The 15422-nt window shown below is 52.0% G+C and carries 15 protein-coding genes; 6 read left to right on the top strand and 9 right to left on the bottom strand.

Going from position 1 to position 15422, the window contains the following annotated elements; genetic code table 11:
* Positions 1-34: 34 nt before the first annotated feature.
* The gene (locus tag A0129_RS05670) at positions 35-2182 is read left to right on the top strand and encodes a hypothetical protein (RefSeq protein ID WP_291713195.1); all 2148 of its coding nucleotides are present in this window, start codon (positions 35-37) and stop codon (positions 2180-2182) included.
* Positions 2183-2186: 4 nt separating this feature from the next.
* On the opposite strand, the gene A0129_RS05665 is transcribed toward A0129_RS05670, so the two are convergent.
* Positions 2187-3224: a hypothetical protein gene (locus A0129_RS05665; RefSeq protein ID WP_291713194.1), complete on the bottom strand. Its 1038-nt coding sequence runs from the start codon at positions 3222-3224 to the stop codon at positions 2187-2189.
* Between the two features lie 57 nt (positions 3225-3281).
* Between A0129_RS05665 and A0129_RS05660 the strand changes: the two genes are divergently transcribed.
* A complete protein-coding gene (locus A0129_RS05660; protein ID WP_291713192.1) occupies positions 3282-3974 on the top strand; it encodes a queuosine precursor transporter in 693 nt (230 codons plus the stop codon).
* Here the strand turns inward: A0129_RS05660 and A0129_RS05655 are convergent.
* The 3 genes from A0129_RS05655 to A0129_RS05645 all read right to left on the bottom strand — a co-directional run bounded on the left by A0129_RS05655 (position 3958) and on the right by A0129_RS05645 (position 7271).
* Positions 3958-4488: an NlpC/P60 family protein gene (locus tag A0129_RS05655; RefSeq protein WP_291713190.1), complete on the bottom strand. Its 531-nt coding sequence runs from the start codon at positions 4486-4488 to the stop codon at positions 3958-3960. The genes A0129_RS05660 and A0129_RS05655 overlap by 17 nt on opposite strands.
* A gap of 168 nt (positions 4489-4656) precedes the next feature.
* A complete protein-coding gene (locus A0129_RS05650) occupies positions 4657-6000 on the bottom strand; it encodes a sodium:alanine symporter family protein (RefSeq protein ID WP_291713188.1) in 1344 nt (447 codons plus the stop codon).
* A gap of 374 nt (positions 6001-6374) precedes the next feature.
* Positions 6375-7271, bottom strand: coding sequence for a tetratricopeptide repeat protein (locus tag A0129_RS05645; protein ID WP_291713186.1), 897 nt, complete (start codon positions 7269-7271; stop codon positions 6375-6377).
* Between the two features lie 47 nt (positions 7272-7318).
* On the opposite strand from A0129_RS05645, the gene A0129_RS05640 reads away from it, so the two are divergent.
* Positions 7319-8002, top strand: a complete 684-nt coding sequence (locus A0129_RS05640; RefSeq protein ID WP_291713184.1) for a hypothetical protein — start codon at positions 7319-7321, stop codon at positions 8000-8002.
* Positions 8003-8005: 3 nt separating this feature from the next.
* Here the strand turns inward: A0129_RS05640 and A0129_RS05635 are convergent, their stop codons facing one another.
* From A0129_RS05635 to A0129_RS05625, 3 genes are read right to left on the bottom strand one after another with little or no spacing between them, the layout of a single operon-like run.
* Positions 8006-8848 carry an alpha/beta fold hydrolase gene (locus A0129_RS05635; RefSeq protein ID WP_291713182.1) on the bottom strand — a complete coding sequence of 281 codons (843 nt, stop codon included), beginning with the start codon at positions 8846-8848 and terminating at the stop codon, positions 8006-8008.
* A gap of 23 nt (positions 8849-8871) precedes the next feature.
* Positions 8872-9651, bottom strand: a complete 780-nt coding sequence (locus tag A0129_RS05630; RefSeq protein ID WP_291713180.1) for an SDR family oxidoreductase — start codon at positions 9649-9651, stop codon at positions 8872-8874.
* Positions 9648-10559 carry an alpha/beta hydrolase gene (locus A0129_RS05625; protein ID WP_291713178.1) on the bottom strand — a complete coding sequence of 304 codons (912 nt, stop codon included), beginning with the start codon at positions 10557-10559 and terminating at the stop codon, positions 9648-9650. The genes A0129_RS05630 and A0129_RS05625 overlap by 4 nt, the downstream gene beginning before the upstream one ends.
* A gap of 154 nt (positions 10560-10713) precedes the next feature.
* Between A0129_RS05625 and A0129_RS05620 the strand changes: the two genes are divergently transcribed.
* The 3 genes from A0129_RS05620 (at position 10714) to A0129_RS05610 (ending at position 14146) form a co-directional block, all read left to right on the top strand.
* The gene (locus tag A0129_RS05620) at positions 10714-11523 is read left to right on the top strand and encodes a PaaX family transcriptional regulator C-terminal domain-containing protein (protein WP_291713176.1); all 810 of its coding nucleotides are present in this window, start codon (positions 10714-10716) and stop codon (positions 11521-11523) included.
* A 110-nt stretch (positions 11524-11633) separates the two neighbouring features.
* Complete coding sequence (locus tag A0129_RS05615; protein WP_291713173.1) at positions 11634-12464, top strand: metal-dependent hydrolase; 831 nt, start codon at positions 11634-11636, stop codon at positions 12462-12464.
* A gap of 245 nt (positions 12465-12709) precedes the next feature.
* Positions 12710-14146, top strand: a complete 1437-nt coding sequence (locus A0129_RS05610; protein WP_291713171.1) for an OmpP1/FadL family transporter — start codon at positions 12710-12712, stop codon at positions 14144-14146.
* Between the two features lie 45 nt (positions 14147-14191).
* On the opposite strand, the gene A0129_RS05605 is transcribed toward A0129_RS05610, so the two are convergent.
* Together A0129_RS05605 and A0129_RS05600 are read right to left on the bottom strand one after the other, a co-directional pair.
* On the bottom strand, positions 14192-14875 hold the full coding sequence (locus tag A0129_RS05605; RefSeq protein WP_291713169.1) for a tellurite resistance TerB family protein: 684 nt from the start codon (positions 14873-14875) through the stop codon (positions 14192-14194).
* Positions 14876-14938: 63 nt separating this feature from the next.
* Positions 14939-15422 (bottom strand): SUMF1/EgtB/PvdO family nonheme iron enzyme (locus A0129_RS05600; RefSeq protein ID WP_291713167.1); only part of this gene is annotated, 484 nt, incomplete at its 5' end.

The raw sequence follows: 15422 nt of genomic DNA, 5'->3' as shown, positions 1-15422 counted from the left end.
TTCTTTAGACCCAATTCACTTTTGGACTTTTACTGTGCCCTGTACATCCCGAAAAACACTGATCGCTTTAAGCTTTAGCGCGCTGCTGATTTCCTGCAGCAGCGAAGACTCCGCAATTTCCAATAACCCAGGCACTGGTACACCAGTCAACCCGCAAGAGACAGCACAGTGCAGTGAGCAATCCTGGTTTGCAGGCGTCACCGAAATTTGCAACGGGATATTGGTTTACCGTGACTATGTGTACGACGATTACGGCGCGGACACAGGCCTGATTTCCCCCAGCCCCGCCTTGCTGAACCTGGCCAGCCGTGCCGGGCAAATGGGCAACCCCCTGGCCAACACTCCCGGTTTGTTGTCGCCCACGGCGGGCGATTCACGTTACCCGACAGGCGCAGAAAGCACTGCTGACTTGGTCGAGCTTCGGATTAGCCGACAAGGCAACACGCTCACTGCAAGCTTTGAGATGAATGCCCTGTATGAAGCAGGTCAAACCATTGCGGCCCTTGCCGTCGACACCGACAACAACCCGGCGACGGGCAGCGAAACCTTGATGGGATTGACCGTGCAAGGTGCAGATGTGGTCTATGAGTTCACCACGGGCAACACGGACACCAATACAATTACAGGTACATTCCCGGCCCCGAGCAGCAACCTGTTCAAAGTCTGGGCGGTCACGGCTCAAAGCAGTGGCGAAGTCATGAATGTGGCTTTCCGGGGTCCGGATGAAGAAGCCGGAGCTGAAGGTACGATACCGTCGCAAGTGCTGCCCAACAAAGGCAATTGGTGGGAAGACAAACAGGCTGCTGCCTTGGCTGCAGGGGACATTGGCCAGTTTTTTGCACTGGTCGATCGCCGAAAACTGACACCGGGCATCACTGAAAAGGCGGTGGTGGACGCAGGTTTCAAACAAAGGGTTTACACCTCGAAATACACCGCGCCAAATTCCACAGGCGAAGGCATGGTGCCGCAGGCTGAATCCTCAAGCCCAGAGACCAACAGCCGCTTCTGTGGGCAGTATTTCCATTTCGTGGGCAAGTACCAACCCTACGGTGTATACATTCCCAAGAACGGCAATTTTGACGACCTACGCAGCCTGCAAATGATACTGCATGGTTGTGAGGCCAACCACGCCAGCCAGATCAACCAGCCGGGCATGCAGGCCCAGTTTGGCGATGCACTCGACCGCGTGTTGATCTCGCCATTGGGACGCGGTCCTTATGGGTTTTATTCCGGTTTGTCTGAACGCGATGTGCTCGATGTGCTGGACGATGCGTTAGACACCTTCAATATTGATGAAGACCGCGTTTTGGTGGGCGGTTATTCCATGGGGGGCTATGGCTCCACTCGCCTCGCAGCGCTGTACCCTGAGCGTTTTGCTGGATTGAGTAACTGGGTGGGATTTACCGGCAGCATTCTGAATACCCCGCTGATTGGCGACGTGCTGATTCAAGGTGAACAGGCCTTGAACAGCGCCCTGCCCTTTGCCCTGCCAGTGAGCAGCACCATTGGCGGCGTGGGAAACATCAGCAACTACCTGGGCAATTTGCGCCATATTCCGGGCACTCATTCCTACGGAGCACTGGATGAATTGGTTCAAGTAAACACCGGGCTGGACTGGGCTTTGAAACTGAGCCAAACCGATGGAGTGCGGTACGAGTTTTACATGCACCTGTTGGCTGAGCACCTCACATTGATCGCGCTGGACGAGTGGACAAAAGAAGCCGAGTTCACCCGCAACCTGAAACGGGTCAAAAACCCAGGTCGAATCACCTTCAAAACCAATGAGGCATTTGCTTACCCTGAATACGAAATCAAGCATGACAAGGCGTATTGGCTGAGCAACATCAAAGGCCGAGCAGAAGGTGATGTTTCAACAGATGTCGAAAGTTTTGCCTGTGCTCGCAACGTCAGCAACTTTGAAAACGGGCAAACTGCCGGCAATGGCCCTGTTCCCTTTATTCAAACCTTCCGCAGGCTGATGGGCGAACCTGTTCAGGCTGCAAGCGAGAACCGTTTTACGGCAATGCTGAGTAATGTCGCGTCGATGCGCATTGACACCACTGCGAGCTGCCTGAGAAACGGTGCCGCTTATACCGTGGTGTCAGACGGCCCCGTGGTGCTGAATTTCAGCAATGGCAAGGTATTGAACTTGCCTGCTGGTACCAGTACAGGAAACCTTTGAACGGTTAACCGGCAAGAAGGTCTTGCACCTTCTTGCTGCTGTAGAAACGCTGGAGGTTGCGGCGCAGAAAACCCTCCGCCAGCCCTTCCTTGATCACTAATGTCGCGAGGTCGGGGAGGTAGTTGTCAAGCTCATCCGCAATCATCTCGTGGCTGATGCCGATGTCATCGAGGAGGTCTTGCAAAGACTGATCTCCATACTTCTCAAAGAAGAAATCCACGCCCAGATCAATGCACGACTTCAGGTACTCCGTGTTGCGGAACTCAAGCCAGAATTCATAACCCAGCACCATGAATTCCTGAAGATCCTGCTCAGTCAGGTAATCTCGGTAAGCGGTCAAAGGCCATTCACGAACCACATCCCAAAAAGCCAGAGCGCTGTTCATGGCAGTTTCGCGGTACTGCTCGTTGTCCAAGGTTTCATCCACCATTTCCAGTGAACTTTTCACACCACTTTCCATCAGGTTGCGCACCCGGTCTTCCAGGCCTTCTGACAAATCAGGTGCCTTGGTGCTAAGCCACTCTCGCACCTTGCGGGTGCTGCTGGCCACAGTGGAAAACTTCATCAGATTGTTTTGCTCAAACACATAGCCTTTGAGCACCGTGAAAATAACGTCGGACAGAAAATGTCGAAACGGTGTGCTGTTTCGAATATTGGTAACAGCATGATCCAGTACGCCGTCCTGCTCAAACAATTTCTCAATGAATTCTGTTGCGATTGAATCTGACACGACCTCGCCAATTTTCGTGGTTCGGCTGGCTGGAAACTCAAAAATGCGATTCGCAATTTCGCCAAACAGTTCGGGTATTGCGCCACCAATTTCCATTTCAACCGCATAACGCTGGGCGGTGCCTTTGACTTTGGCTTCATCCACAGCGTCACGCAAGCGAATATGCTCTAGCCGGGCAAGCACATGATTCAACTCATCGGCCAACAAACTCTGAAACTTTTTACCCTTCAGGTTTTGCAACCAAAAAGCCACTTCCGCCTCCAGCAGTTGGGATGCAAGGTCTTTGGGTGCAGAAGCACTGGGTTTTGCCATGATGTGTCCGATGTGTAGTAATGTTCAGTGATTCTAACCTGCCGCTTTGAAGTCGCCATGAGGCAATACAAATATTACGAATTCGTCTTGGTTGCCTTTGTGGCCGTGCTTCTGTGTTCCAACCTGATCGGCCCCGCAAAAATTGCCGAACTGGATTTGCCTTTGATTGGCACAGTTACCTTTGCAGCGGGTGTGTTGTTTTTCCCCATTTCTTACATATTCAGCGATATCCTGACTGAGGTGTATGGATATGGCCGCGACCGCCGAGCCGTGTGGGCTGGCTTCGGGGCCTTGGCCCTTGCATCTTTCATGGCATTCACCGTGGTGAATCTTCCTGCAGCCTCTTTCTGGGTCGACAAACAAGCTGCAGTTGAAAGTGTGTTTGGCAACACCTGGAGAATTGTGCTGGCCTCGCTGATTGCCTTTTGGAGCGGCAGCTTTATCAACAGCTTCGTGCTGGCGAAAATGAAAATATGGACTCAGGGCAAATGGCTGTGGACCCGCACCATTGGCTCAACTGTGGTGGGTGAATTTGTAGATTCCGGATTGTTTTATACGATTGCGTTTTGGGGAATCATGACCACCGATCAAATCATCACCGTGGCATTGACGCAATATGTATTGAAGACCAGCTGGGAAATTCTGGCCACACCACTGACCTACTGGGTAGTGGCTCGCCTGAAACGCGCAGAAAACGAAGATTATTACGACAGAAACACCAACTTCACGCCGTTCAGTTTGAAGGTGTAATACTGCCCAAACCCACCCGGCGGGCGGTAATAAAGTGACGTTGCCAGTAAGGGCTGAGCAACTTGGCAATTTCAACACCCGCGCGCGTCGACACGTGCATGAACTGATTGTCACCCACATACACACCCACATGTCGGCGTGTGGGGCCAGTGCGAAAAAAAAGAAGATCGCCCGAGCGCAAATCCGTGAGATCGACCCGCTCGCCCATGGTCATTTGCTCGCGCGAACTGCGAGGCAATTGAAGCTGAAATTTGTCTTGAAACAAGGTTTGAATAAAACTGGAACAGTCGACGCCATTTGCGCCTGTACCACCCAATTTGTGCCGAGTACCCGCCCAATTTGAATAATGGGCCAAGAGCGCATTTTGCACTTCATTGCTATACGAATGCTCCACCTCGGGCTTGTATAGCAAAGAGTCCAAAGAGGAATCTGCAAATACGAAACCGGGCCAGAGCGCCATCAACAACACCAGAAAACTGCGTTTCATTTTGTTCAAGCGTGTATCACCGGCCATGAGTACATCCCAGAGTCATATTGTGAATAAGCACGTGCGTGTTGAAAGGGAACGTATCATAGCGACAAACTCTGGAACAATCGGTAAAACTTGGTGAAAAACTCGAAACAGGTTCAAGTCTGATCGGCAAACCGCTCAGATTGCGGCTTGCCGATTCGAAGAAAAAAATTACTTGTTGGCGAAGTATTCGTTGGTGAGCTTCACGATGACCGGCGATAGCAACAACAAGGAAATCAGGTTGGGCAAGGCCATGAAGGCGTTCAGGGTATCGGCCACCAACCACACGAAGTCAAGCTGAGTCACAGCACCGACCATGACAAAACCTGTCCACAACACACGGTAAGACATGGTGATGGCTGTACCAGCCACGAACTCCCAGCACTTCTCACCGAAGTACGACCAACCCAGAATTGTCGTGAATGCGAAGAAGGCCAGCGACAAAGCCAACACATATTCACCCACACCGGGCAAGCCTGCCGCGTAGGCACTGGAACTCAGCGCAGCGCCATTCAGGCCACTGCTCCACACGCCTGTGACCACGATCACCAGACCCGTCATGGTACAAACAATAATGGTGTCGATGAATGTACCCATCATACCCACCAAGCCCGATTCAACAGGATTGTTGCTTTGACCCGCAGCCTGAGCGATACCCGCAGTGCCCAAACCAGCCTCATTGGAGAAAATACCCCGTGCTACGCCGTAGCGAATGGCCAGCATGATGGCTGCACCGGCAAAACCACCAGTGGCAGCAACCGGGTTGAAAGCACTTTCAATGATCAGGGCGAAAGCGGCAGGAACCTGATCAATATACATGCCCAGAATAATGACTGAAGCGACGATGTAGGCCACGCACATGAATGGAACAACTTTCTGCGCCACTGCACCAATTCGCTTCACACCACCGATCAACACAAAACCCACCAGCACCGTCATCACAATGCCGGAAATCCATTTGTCGATGCCGAAAGTCACATTCAGCACATCTGCAACGCTGTTGGACTGAACCATATTGCCAATACCAAAGCCCGCCAGACCACCAAACAGCGCAAACGCAATGCCCAACCACTTCCAGTTCTTGCCAAGACCATTTTTTATCGCATACATGGGACCGCCCACTTGCTGACCACGAGCATCAGTTTCACGATAATGGACTGCCAGCAACACCTCAGCGTACTTGGTGGCCATACCCACCAGCGCAGTCATCCACATCCAGAACAAAGCACCCGGACCGCCCAAGGCGATGGCTGTAGCCACACCCGCAATATTGCCGGTACCCACAGTAGCGGCCAGTGCCGTCATCAGCGCGGCATAAGGGGTAATGTCACCTTTGGCACCAGCCTCGGGTGTTCTACTTTTCAACACCCATTTGAAACCCATGCCGATTTTGAAAATTGGCATCAATTTCAAACGAAGCTGCAAAAACAGACCGGTACCCAGAATGGCAATCAGCATGGGAGGACCCCACACGATGCCATTAATTGCATTAACAAACTGCGTGAGTGCTTCCATGCATTGTTCTCCTTGTTGTGAAAAGCGATGCGCCCATTTGGTGCTGCAATGGCGAATTGCCAGTTTAGTACGCAAGCAATGTGCCTGCGACACACTTTTTAACAAATCGAACGAATAGTTCCCTTGAACGAGGAACATTCAGACGTAAAAAAACCCCGAACCAGGTCGGGGTTTTTCAGAAAAAGTATCGCAACTTACTGTTTCTTTTCGGGCTGCTTGTCGCTGGCTTTGGGCTGATCACCCAGAATCGACTTGGCAGGACAAATTTTAAATGCAGGACATTTTTGACAACCAACAGCAATCGCAATCGGGCAAACAGTCATGGCGGTCCTCGTTTGTGGTTATGGGAAAGTTCCCGCGTGAAGTATTGCAGATTAGTGCAGCGTTCCGCTAGGGGATTTATTCAGTTGATGATTTACAAAATTCTGTGCAGCCTGGCGCGCAAAATTTTCTTCCTCGCTAGACACATCATCGAGCAGCAATTGAAGCTGGTCAGGAATATCGGTTTCAGGGAAAAGCACTTGGTAAATATAAAGCCAACTTAAAGCCACTCCGCGATCCTTCTGCACCTCTACCCCATCAAGATACAACAGGGACAAGCTTAGCATCGACAAGGGTGATCCCAGCTTGGCCGCCTCGGTCAAGTAGGCCAAAGCCAGGGTCGTGTTCTTTACAGCCCCCTTGCCATGCAGGTAATAAACACCCACGTTGTGCATGGCCTGGGACAAACCACCCTGCGCCGCTTTGTCAAAATATCTGAAAGCTTGCTCGAAGTCGGGTGTTGTCAAGCGCTCAAGCTCAAGCGCTAGTCGATAGGCGGAATTGGGGTCGCCCAAGTCAGCGGCTTGCTTCAAGTATTGCCGGGTTAGTTGAACATCGGCATCCAGATGCCCTTCAACCCCACCCTGATAAATTTGTACCAGTGTCAACACAGCCATCAAAACATTCGCATGCGCTGCTTCCTGCAAGAGGTTCATGCCGCGCAGAAAATCCTGATTACCCAGTTCACCCGACACCAGCAGGCGACCCAAAATCACCTTTGCATCTACTTCACCAGCGGTCACGCCCTGTTCAAGCCACTCCAGTGCGCGCTTGCAATCCTCGTCAGTGCGGTTCTCGGCATACAGATAAGTAAACGCAATGAGATTGCAATGCCCATCCCACCGATTGTCTAAGGTCTCCAGCAAACGCTGGCGTGCCTGCTCCAACTTCTTTTCAACAAAAAGCGATTTGATTTCGTCAGTGAATTCTGTTGGGGGCTGCGATTGCATGGGGTCTTGAACGTAAACTGTCTGAATCGAGATCTTACTGAAGAAACATGAAGACACCCTACATCGCCGTTCAAATCAGAGAAGATGTTTACTCACAGATGAAGTCGCTACACGAGCGTGCTTCCAAACCCATCAGTGATGAAGACAAGGCGCTGGGTGCTGACCTGCTCGCGCAAACCTATGTGCAACTGCTTGACACTTGCTTTACCCATCTGCTTGATGAGTTGAATAAAAACCAACCCGACAAAATGCTGCAAGACGCGTCGAAGGTGATACACAAGGTTCAAAGCGAAGCCCAACATTACATCGGCTGGCTCATCAAGTTCATTGCCAACAAACGCGTGCCGCCTGTGATCCACCATTTTCACGACATGGTGCATTTGCTCAATCTGAATGGTCAGGAGCATCCTTACATCGTGATTCCGGTCACGACTACTTATTCGGAAAAAGCGAGCGAAGTCATGAATGCACTGGCTCAGCGTGACAGTGCACGCATTGAAGAAGGTGTTGAGCTGCTGATTGAAGCAATAGAAACGGCATTGGTACCCTTGGTGTATACACCCAAAGACCTGATGGGTTTCAACTTTGTGATCAGCAAAACAATCAATGGTGTTATCAATGTGCTACACACCTTGTTCAAGCACACGCTGCGCAAATTGCCGCCCCATCTTCGAGTAGAAAGCTACCCCGGTATCGCGGCACACTTTGAAACATTTTTGATCAGAAAGTGAGTGTCAAGCAGCTTGAATGAATCGCTGAAGCAACGGGAACACCTCGGTCTTCGCCGCTTCGCCGCGAATCATTTGACTGTGGGAAAAATCTTTGCTGAACCCTTGCTCGACTGTGCATTCATGCCAGGTTTTGGGACCCCCCAAAGCCTCATAAATTCGTCGACAGCCCTTGGGGGGTGCAACTTCGTCACGCCCGCCTGCAATCACCAATGCAGGTACATTGACGTTTGCCAATGCTGCCAGGTAATCGAAACCATCGGCACCTTTCCACCGGCCACTCAAGTTCCATTTGCACCACTGCAATAACAACAGAGTGGGCTCCCCCTCGGGCCCAATGGGAACCAGTTTTCGTGGTGTATGGCCCAACAGTCGGGTCAATGCACCCAAGGCAGCGACCCGCATTTTTTCCCTGAAATTGGGCGCTGCATCGGTGACTTGCGCACCAATCAGGCTCAGTGTCTTGATTTGTGAAATGCGCTCGGGCTGCCGGGCCAGCAACATCAAGGCCAGCAAACCACCGCCACTGTGAGAAGTCCAATGCAATTGCGAGTGGCCCGTGTGTTGGACAACAAAGTCGATCGCGGTGGGTAAATCATTCAAGGCAGGATACTCAAAATTCTGTGTGCGGTGGGCGGGTTTGGCTTGCCCGTGACCACCCCACTCCAATAGCCAGGTATCAAACCCCTGAGCTGCAAGAAAGGAACCCAAATGCTCAACCGCATATTGGTTGGACAAGGTGCCATGCGCCACCACCACAGGCAGACCCGTTGGGTTTACAGGCTTGTAGCGGTGCAAAGCCACCTGGCCTCCAGCCCGCATCGGAAGCAAATGCGTTTCCTGTTTCATGAATAAATTGCCCCGGCTTCCATTTATGCCACAGGCTTTGAAATAAACTTCACCACTTTGGTCGCCCAGCTACGTGGCGTGAAGCGGATGCTTTGTGCCATGGTCCAGTTCAGTGCACCGTGAATGTAAACACGCTGGTTTCGCTTCATTGCGGCGTAACCTTTGACGGCAACATCTTCTGAGCTTGGCATGCGCTTGCCTTGCACCAAGGCGGATTTCTGCATGTTCGCTTCGGCCTGAAATCCCGATGCAGTGGGGCCGGGGCACAAGGTACACACAGCAACGCCACTGTCGACCAGCTCCTCGGCAAGCGCTTCACTAAAGCTGAGCACATAGGCCTTGGTCGCATAGTAGGCCGCCATGTACGGGCCGGGTTGAAATGCTGCCGTAGAAGCCACATTGAGGATCTTTCCTCGTGTCTTCAGCAAATCGGGCATAAAGCCACTGCAAAGCACAGTGAGTGCTTCCATATTGAGGCGCAGCATACTGGTGGTGTCCTCGACTGGCGTGTCCTTGAACAAACCGTAAGTGCCCACGCCTGCGTTGTTAACCAGATAACTGAGCTCAATGCTGTGCGCCTTGACTTTGGCTACAAGCTCGCTGGCCGCGTTGGGCTTGGACAGGTCCGATCCAATCAAAATGACATCCACTTTGTATTTGCCCATGTAGTCAGCGGCCAGCTCTGTGAGCTTGGCTTCATTGCGTGCGCTGAGCACCAGGGAAACTCCATCCTTCGCAAAACACTCTGCCAAATGCAAACCAATGCCAGACGATGCGCCTGTTACCAATGCCCATTGCTTCATTCCTGTTCCCCTCTTCGTACAAAATCGGCGATTGCCCACAAGGCCTTGTCGGCTTGTTCAACAAAGGCATTGAACATTTGAAAGTTGTGCCACATACCCTCGTGCACTGTGCAGCTTACTTGCACACCTGCAGCCTTGGCGCGTTGTTCGAGCAACAAGGCATCGTCCAGCAAAATTTCATCACTGCCCACCTGAATGAACAAGGGTGGCAAATCCTCAAGGTCAGCAAATACAGGCGACACTTTGGGGTCCGCAGGCAGCATGTCGCCGCAATAAGCAGTGACCCCGCGCTGTAATGGCACCACACTCAACATGGGATCGGCCTTGGCCTTGGCTTGAATGGAGGCGGCTGTCAATGTCATGTCGACAAAAGGAGAAATCATCACCAAACCTGCAGGCAGGGGAAGACCTTCGTTGCGCGCATAAATGGCCATGGACAAGATGTGAGCTGCGCCAGCAGAGTCTCCAACCAAAGTGATGTTTTTTGGATTGACATCGAGATCCAGTAAGGCCTGATAGGCAGCCATGCCATCTTCAAGCGCCGCCGGATAAGGATCCTGCGGTGCCAACCGGTAATCAACCAGGAACACCCGGGCATTGCAACGCACAGCAAGTTCACTGGCCAGGGGTAAATGCGTTTCAAGCGAACCGGCAAAAAACGCTCCGCCATGCATGTGCAATAACACCTGGCCGGTGTGCGAATCTGCTGGGCGAACGAGCGCACACATGCAGGTGCCCAATTCAAGATACTCGACCCTGGCATCGGGTCGAACCTTGAACAGTGGTGCCCCAGCGTTCATGGTAGCCGCCAGCCAACTGAGCGGAATTGGAAGTTTACCGGGTGCTTTGAAAGTGCTGCGCAGCGTTGCACGAACAGCCTTCTCGGCCACAAACTGAATCGGGTTCATGGTTGCAGGGTCTCCGAATGTTACAGCGCAATGCAATTTACGCTGTTTTTGTTATTTTCTTCAATATATCGAATTTGCAGCAGGCAGCAGGGTGCCCCCACCACCCTGCCCTGCAACAAGTTAGACTATTACCTCCAATTTATTAAAAACTCCCGTGAAAACAAACGCTTCCCCAAAACAATTAATTCTCGGCCTGATGTTGGCTGGCAAGGGTCGTCAAGTGAAGGCCGCTCACATTGTGCTGGCTTGCAGCCTGTTTGGCGTCTCCGAAAACAGTGCAAGGGTGGCAATGGCCCGCTTGGTTGCTGAAGGGCAATTGAAATCGGCAGGCCGGGGCGTTTACACCCTGGGTAAGCAGGCTGCCTTCACGGGTCAAGACATTCAAGGGTGGAGTAACAGGCTTACAGCGACCTGCGACTGGAATGGAAGTTTTTACGCGGTATTTACAGCCCATCTTGGTCGCAGCAATCGCAAACAGTTGCAACTTCGCGAGAAGGCACTTGCACTGCAGGGCTTTCGGGAGTTTGAGCAAGGCCTTTTCTTGCGGCCGGCGAACCTGAATCTGGGCCTTGCTGGCCTGCAGGAAAAACTGCTGGCTCAGGGAGTCGAGAAAAACATTCTTGCTTTTGAAATGAAACCCGCCACCCCTTCTCAAATCGTCTCGATTCAAAAATTATGGGATATCCGAAAGCTCGAAAAACTGTATTTAAGTCACACCAAAAAGTTGAATGACTGGATGCAGGGCTATTCCCGCATGAAACTGGAGAAAGCGGCCCGAGACGCCTACCTGGTGGGTAGTCAAGCCATTTATGAAGTACGCCGCGATCCACTGTTACCTGCCGAGTGGATCAATGCTGCTGCACGGCAACAATTCTTTGAAAGCGTGCTGCGCTTTGACGAGACTGGCACGCGGGTGTGGCGTGAATTGCAACTGCGAATTTTGAAAGACGAAGAAGTGATCTAGAAAAGCACTTCATTACATCGCTTTACTTTTAATTCCACATCTGTAATATTACATCAGATACTGTCAACGTCATTGATGGTAATGATGTAAATGAGTCTGTGGAGGCTGTCATGCGCACACCCGTTTCAATTCACCAGAAAGGTTCCAGCTTTCCGGTTCGTCGAATGGATTTTGATTTTTCGAATATCAATCGCCATTTTGTCAACAATGACCCTGCCAGCAGCCACGTCTGGACGGCGTTTCAGGCCTACTTTCCCGAAGGCGAACAATTTTTTGTAGATTCTGTGCGAGATGCAAAAAAATGGGTGAAAGATGAAGCCCTATTGCGGGAAATCAGCGCATTTATTGGGCAGGAAGCCATGCATGGCAAAGAGCATCTTCAAGCCAATGCAGAATTGAAACGCCAGGGCATCAACCTGAATGTTTGGGATGCACGCACTCGCTGGGCGCGCAGGAAGCTGAACAAACTGCTGTCCGTCAAGGCACGCCTGGCGGGTACCGCAGCGGTTGAGCATTACACGGCCGTGATCGCTGAACACATCATGAAAAGTGAAGAGTTTCACAACATGATCATCGACCCAACCATCAAGAATTTGATTTATTGGCATGCCATGGAAGAAAGCGAGCACAGAGCGGTGGCTTTCGATACGCATTTGGCCATTGGCGGCTCGTACTCACAACGCGCAATTGCAATGACAATCGTATCGATTGGCATTGGCCCGGTGGTGCTGGCCGCCATGTTGAGTTGCATGAAACAGGACGGTGAGCTGTACAACCTTAAATCATGGATGAAATTCACCGACCTGTATTTCGGCCGCAAAGGCGTATTCCGCAAAATGATTCCGGACTTGTTGAAATTTTACAAACCAGGCTTTCATCCCATGCAAACCAATATGGATGCGCCTATGAAGTTGTGGAAAGAACGGCTCTCGCTGGTTTGATAAAAAAAATTTGAACGATTGATTGAATCTGGGTTACATTTCCGTCAGTATCAATGTTAATCGCTGTAAACATAGGGTGTTTCCTGAGGTACTATTTCTCGGAAATACCCCGTTAAAAATTTTAAAAACAACCAGCACACAACTCACGACACTCAAAGGAGGGCGCACCGCGACCCGCCGCGTCGGAGGCAGGAGACAGACCAATGGTGTTTTTGCAGCAAAGTTCTCTTCGGAGAGCCTGTGTCGTGGCGTTTTCAGTCACGGCCTTTTCACTTAGCCAGCAGGCTTTTGCTGGTGGTACTGCCAACGACAATCAAAGCACCATGGGCATTGCCACGGCGGGTGCCGGTCAAGCCGCTGAGGCTTCGGATGCGTCGGTAATTTTCTTTAACCCTGCCGCTTTGACCCGATTCAAGCGGATTGAGGTGTTGAACGTGGCCAGTATTGCCACCTTCGACAACGATTACACGTCGACCCAAGACAACGACGGTCCGCCCACTGATGATGGGCGGCAAGGCTCCAATGGCGAGTTTTTTTCCAGAAAAGACGGCTATGACTCAGCCCTGTTTATTCCGGGCCTGTTTGTGGCCATTCCAGTCAACCCAAAACTGGTGGTGGGTTTCAGTGCTTCCGGATCACACGGTTTGTTGACACGGTACCGTGAGGACTACCCAGGTCGCGGCTCGGGTCGTGAAAGTGATTTGAAGGTAACGCGCTTGAACCTGGGTTTTGGTTACAAGCTGACGCCAACCCTCTCCGTGGGTATGAACGGCTCTTATGAACGCTACTTTCAATCCATCAAACTGCGTGTGAACTTCCGCGATGCGGTGAGCAAGCTGGGCCCACCCGGAACACTGGCCGCTCTTGATACCGCAGCAGCAGCTGAACTCGCTCCACCCGTTCCGGGTGAAACAGATGCCAAGTTACGGATTTTCGGATGGGCTTTCAATGCGCAGGCAGGCTTGCTGTGGGAACCGACTGATCGCACTCGAATTGGCGCATCCTACCGCCCAAAAACCCGATTTAACGGCAACCAAGGCGAATTGACCATCAATGAAAATGCCGACACTGCGGCGTTTAGAGAGTTTCTTAATGGCGGTTTGGTTACAACGGCCGGCCCAATTCTGGGCATTAACGGCCCACAGGCAGCAGGCGATCTTGAACCGCAACAACAAGCCCGACAAAGCGTGATTTTCCCGGACGAGTTCCGTATCTCGCTGTTTCATCACTACAGCCCGAGGCTTGACCTGATGGCGACCTACACCTATCAGGATTACACCGAAACTTTCCTGCGCTATGAGCGGGTCAGCAACGGTCGCTTGATTGAAGATGTGCCGCAAAACTTCAAAGTAGCGCATGCCTATCGTATTGGCTTGAACTACAAGGCCTACAAACGCTTGACCCTACATGCAGGCTACGGCATGGAGAACGGTGTGGTGGGCGACGACCTGCGCATTCCGATTTTGCCGGACAACGATCGCCGCTTCTACGGCGTAGGCGCAAGCTTTACCCCAAGCCGCGACACCACCGTTTCGGTGGCTTATGGCATTATCGATGTGGACGCCAGTGTAGTCGGCAACAACGACCAAGTTACTCCTCGTGAAGTGTCTGGCGGTGAGTTCAAAGGTATCGCAGACCTCGATGCTGATTTCGTATCCTTCAGCTTGATTCAAAAGTTTTAAGTGTTGATAAAAACACCCTTGAGGCAGTAACTTGAAACGGTCGCTTTATGCGACCGTTTTTTTCGCCTGCTCCACCTGGGCCCGCAACTCCACCTCGAGCGCCGGGTCTAGCCTCAACTGCTTGGCGAGTTCCTGCAAATAGCTACGCTCCATAAAACTTTCCTCATCTACCATTAACACACTGGCCAGGAACATTTCGGCAGCCAATTCCGGCGTGGTGGCATAACTCGCTATTTCCAGTGGATCCAGCGGCTTGTTCATCTCTTGATCGAACCAGCGCTGCAGTTGAGGGTCGCTGGTCAGCTTCGCAATTTCACCATCAATCAACTGGCGTTCCTTGGCGTCAATGTGACCATCTGCCTTGGCCGCACCAATCAGTGCTCGCAAAATGGCCTGGCTGTGCTGCTCTACTTGTGGTTCTGGCAAACGGTCAACGGTTTGCGGGTCGCGCGTGGCTGCGATGTTGCCCTGTTGCTGTTGCCAATTGCCATAAGCTTTGTAGGCTAACAGGCCCAAAGCCGCCAAACCACCGTAGGTAATCACCTTGCCAGCCATTTTTTTGTGGCGCTTGTTGCCCAACAACATGCCCAAAGCCGCCGTGGCCGCTGCACCGCCGCCAGCCCCCACCAACACGTCTTTCATCTGCATGCCGCTGGCAGCATTACTGCCGCTTTGCAACATGCCCGTACCGGCCTTCAACAGTTGATCAATCAGACTTTTCGAGTTCACTCACAGCTCCAGTTTTTTGTTATTGAATTGAATGGACTGTGGTGATCGAAAAAGATTCCCCGCTTACTTGGGTGAGGCGTCGTAAACGCAACGAAAACCGATGTGAGAGGTGCTGCTGGCCCCCGCAACCCCGATGCGCGCAGCTGGCCGGTAACGCAGACAATATTCTGCAGCGCACAGGTAGGAGCCGCCTTTCAGGGCAAACAGGGTATTGGAGTCTTGCTGTGGGCTGCAAGAGCAGCAACTGGAGGGTTGCTTAAACGGCGAGGAAGTCCATTCCCACACATTGCCGATCATGTCGTGCAAACCATACCCATTGGCTGCAAATTGCCCAACCGCTGCTGTAGCGGGTGTACCACCGGGAGCGTAATACCAGGGAAACGCGCCTTGCCAAACATGAGCCATGCGCTGGCCATCTGGCGCAAATTCCTCGCCCCAAGCGAATTGGGTGTTGTGCGCACCCCCGCGTGCAGCAAACTCCCATTCGGCCTCCAAAGGCAATCGCCCACCAGCCCAGGCAGCGTAGGCTTTTGCATCTTCCAAGGCA

The sequence above is a fragment of the Limnobacter sp. CACIAM 66H1 genome (assembly GCF_001601825.1).
GTDB lineage: Bacteria > Pseudomonadota > Gammaproteobacteria > Burkholderiales > Burkholderiaceae_B > Limnobacter.
Note: the sequence above shows the minus strand (reverse complement) of the source record. Positions and strands in the feature narration are given on the sequence as shown.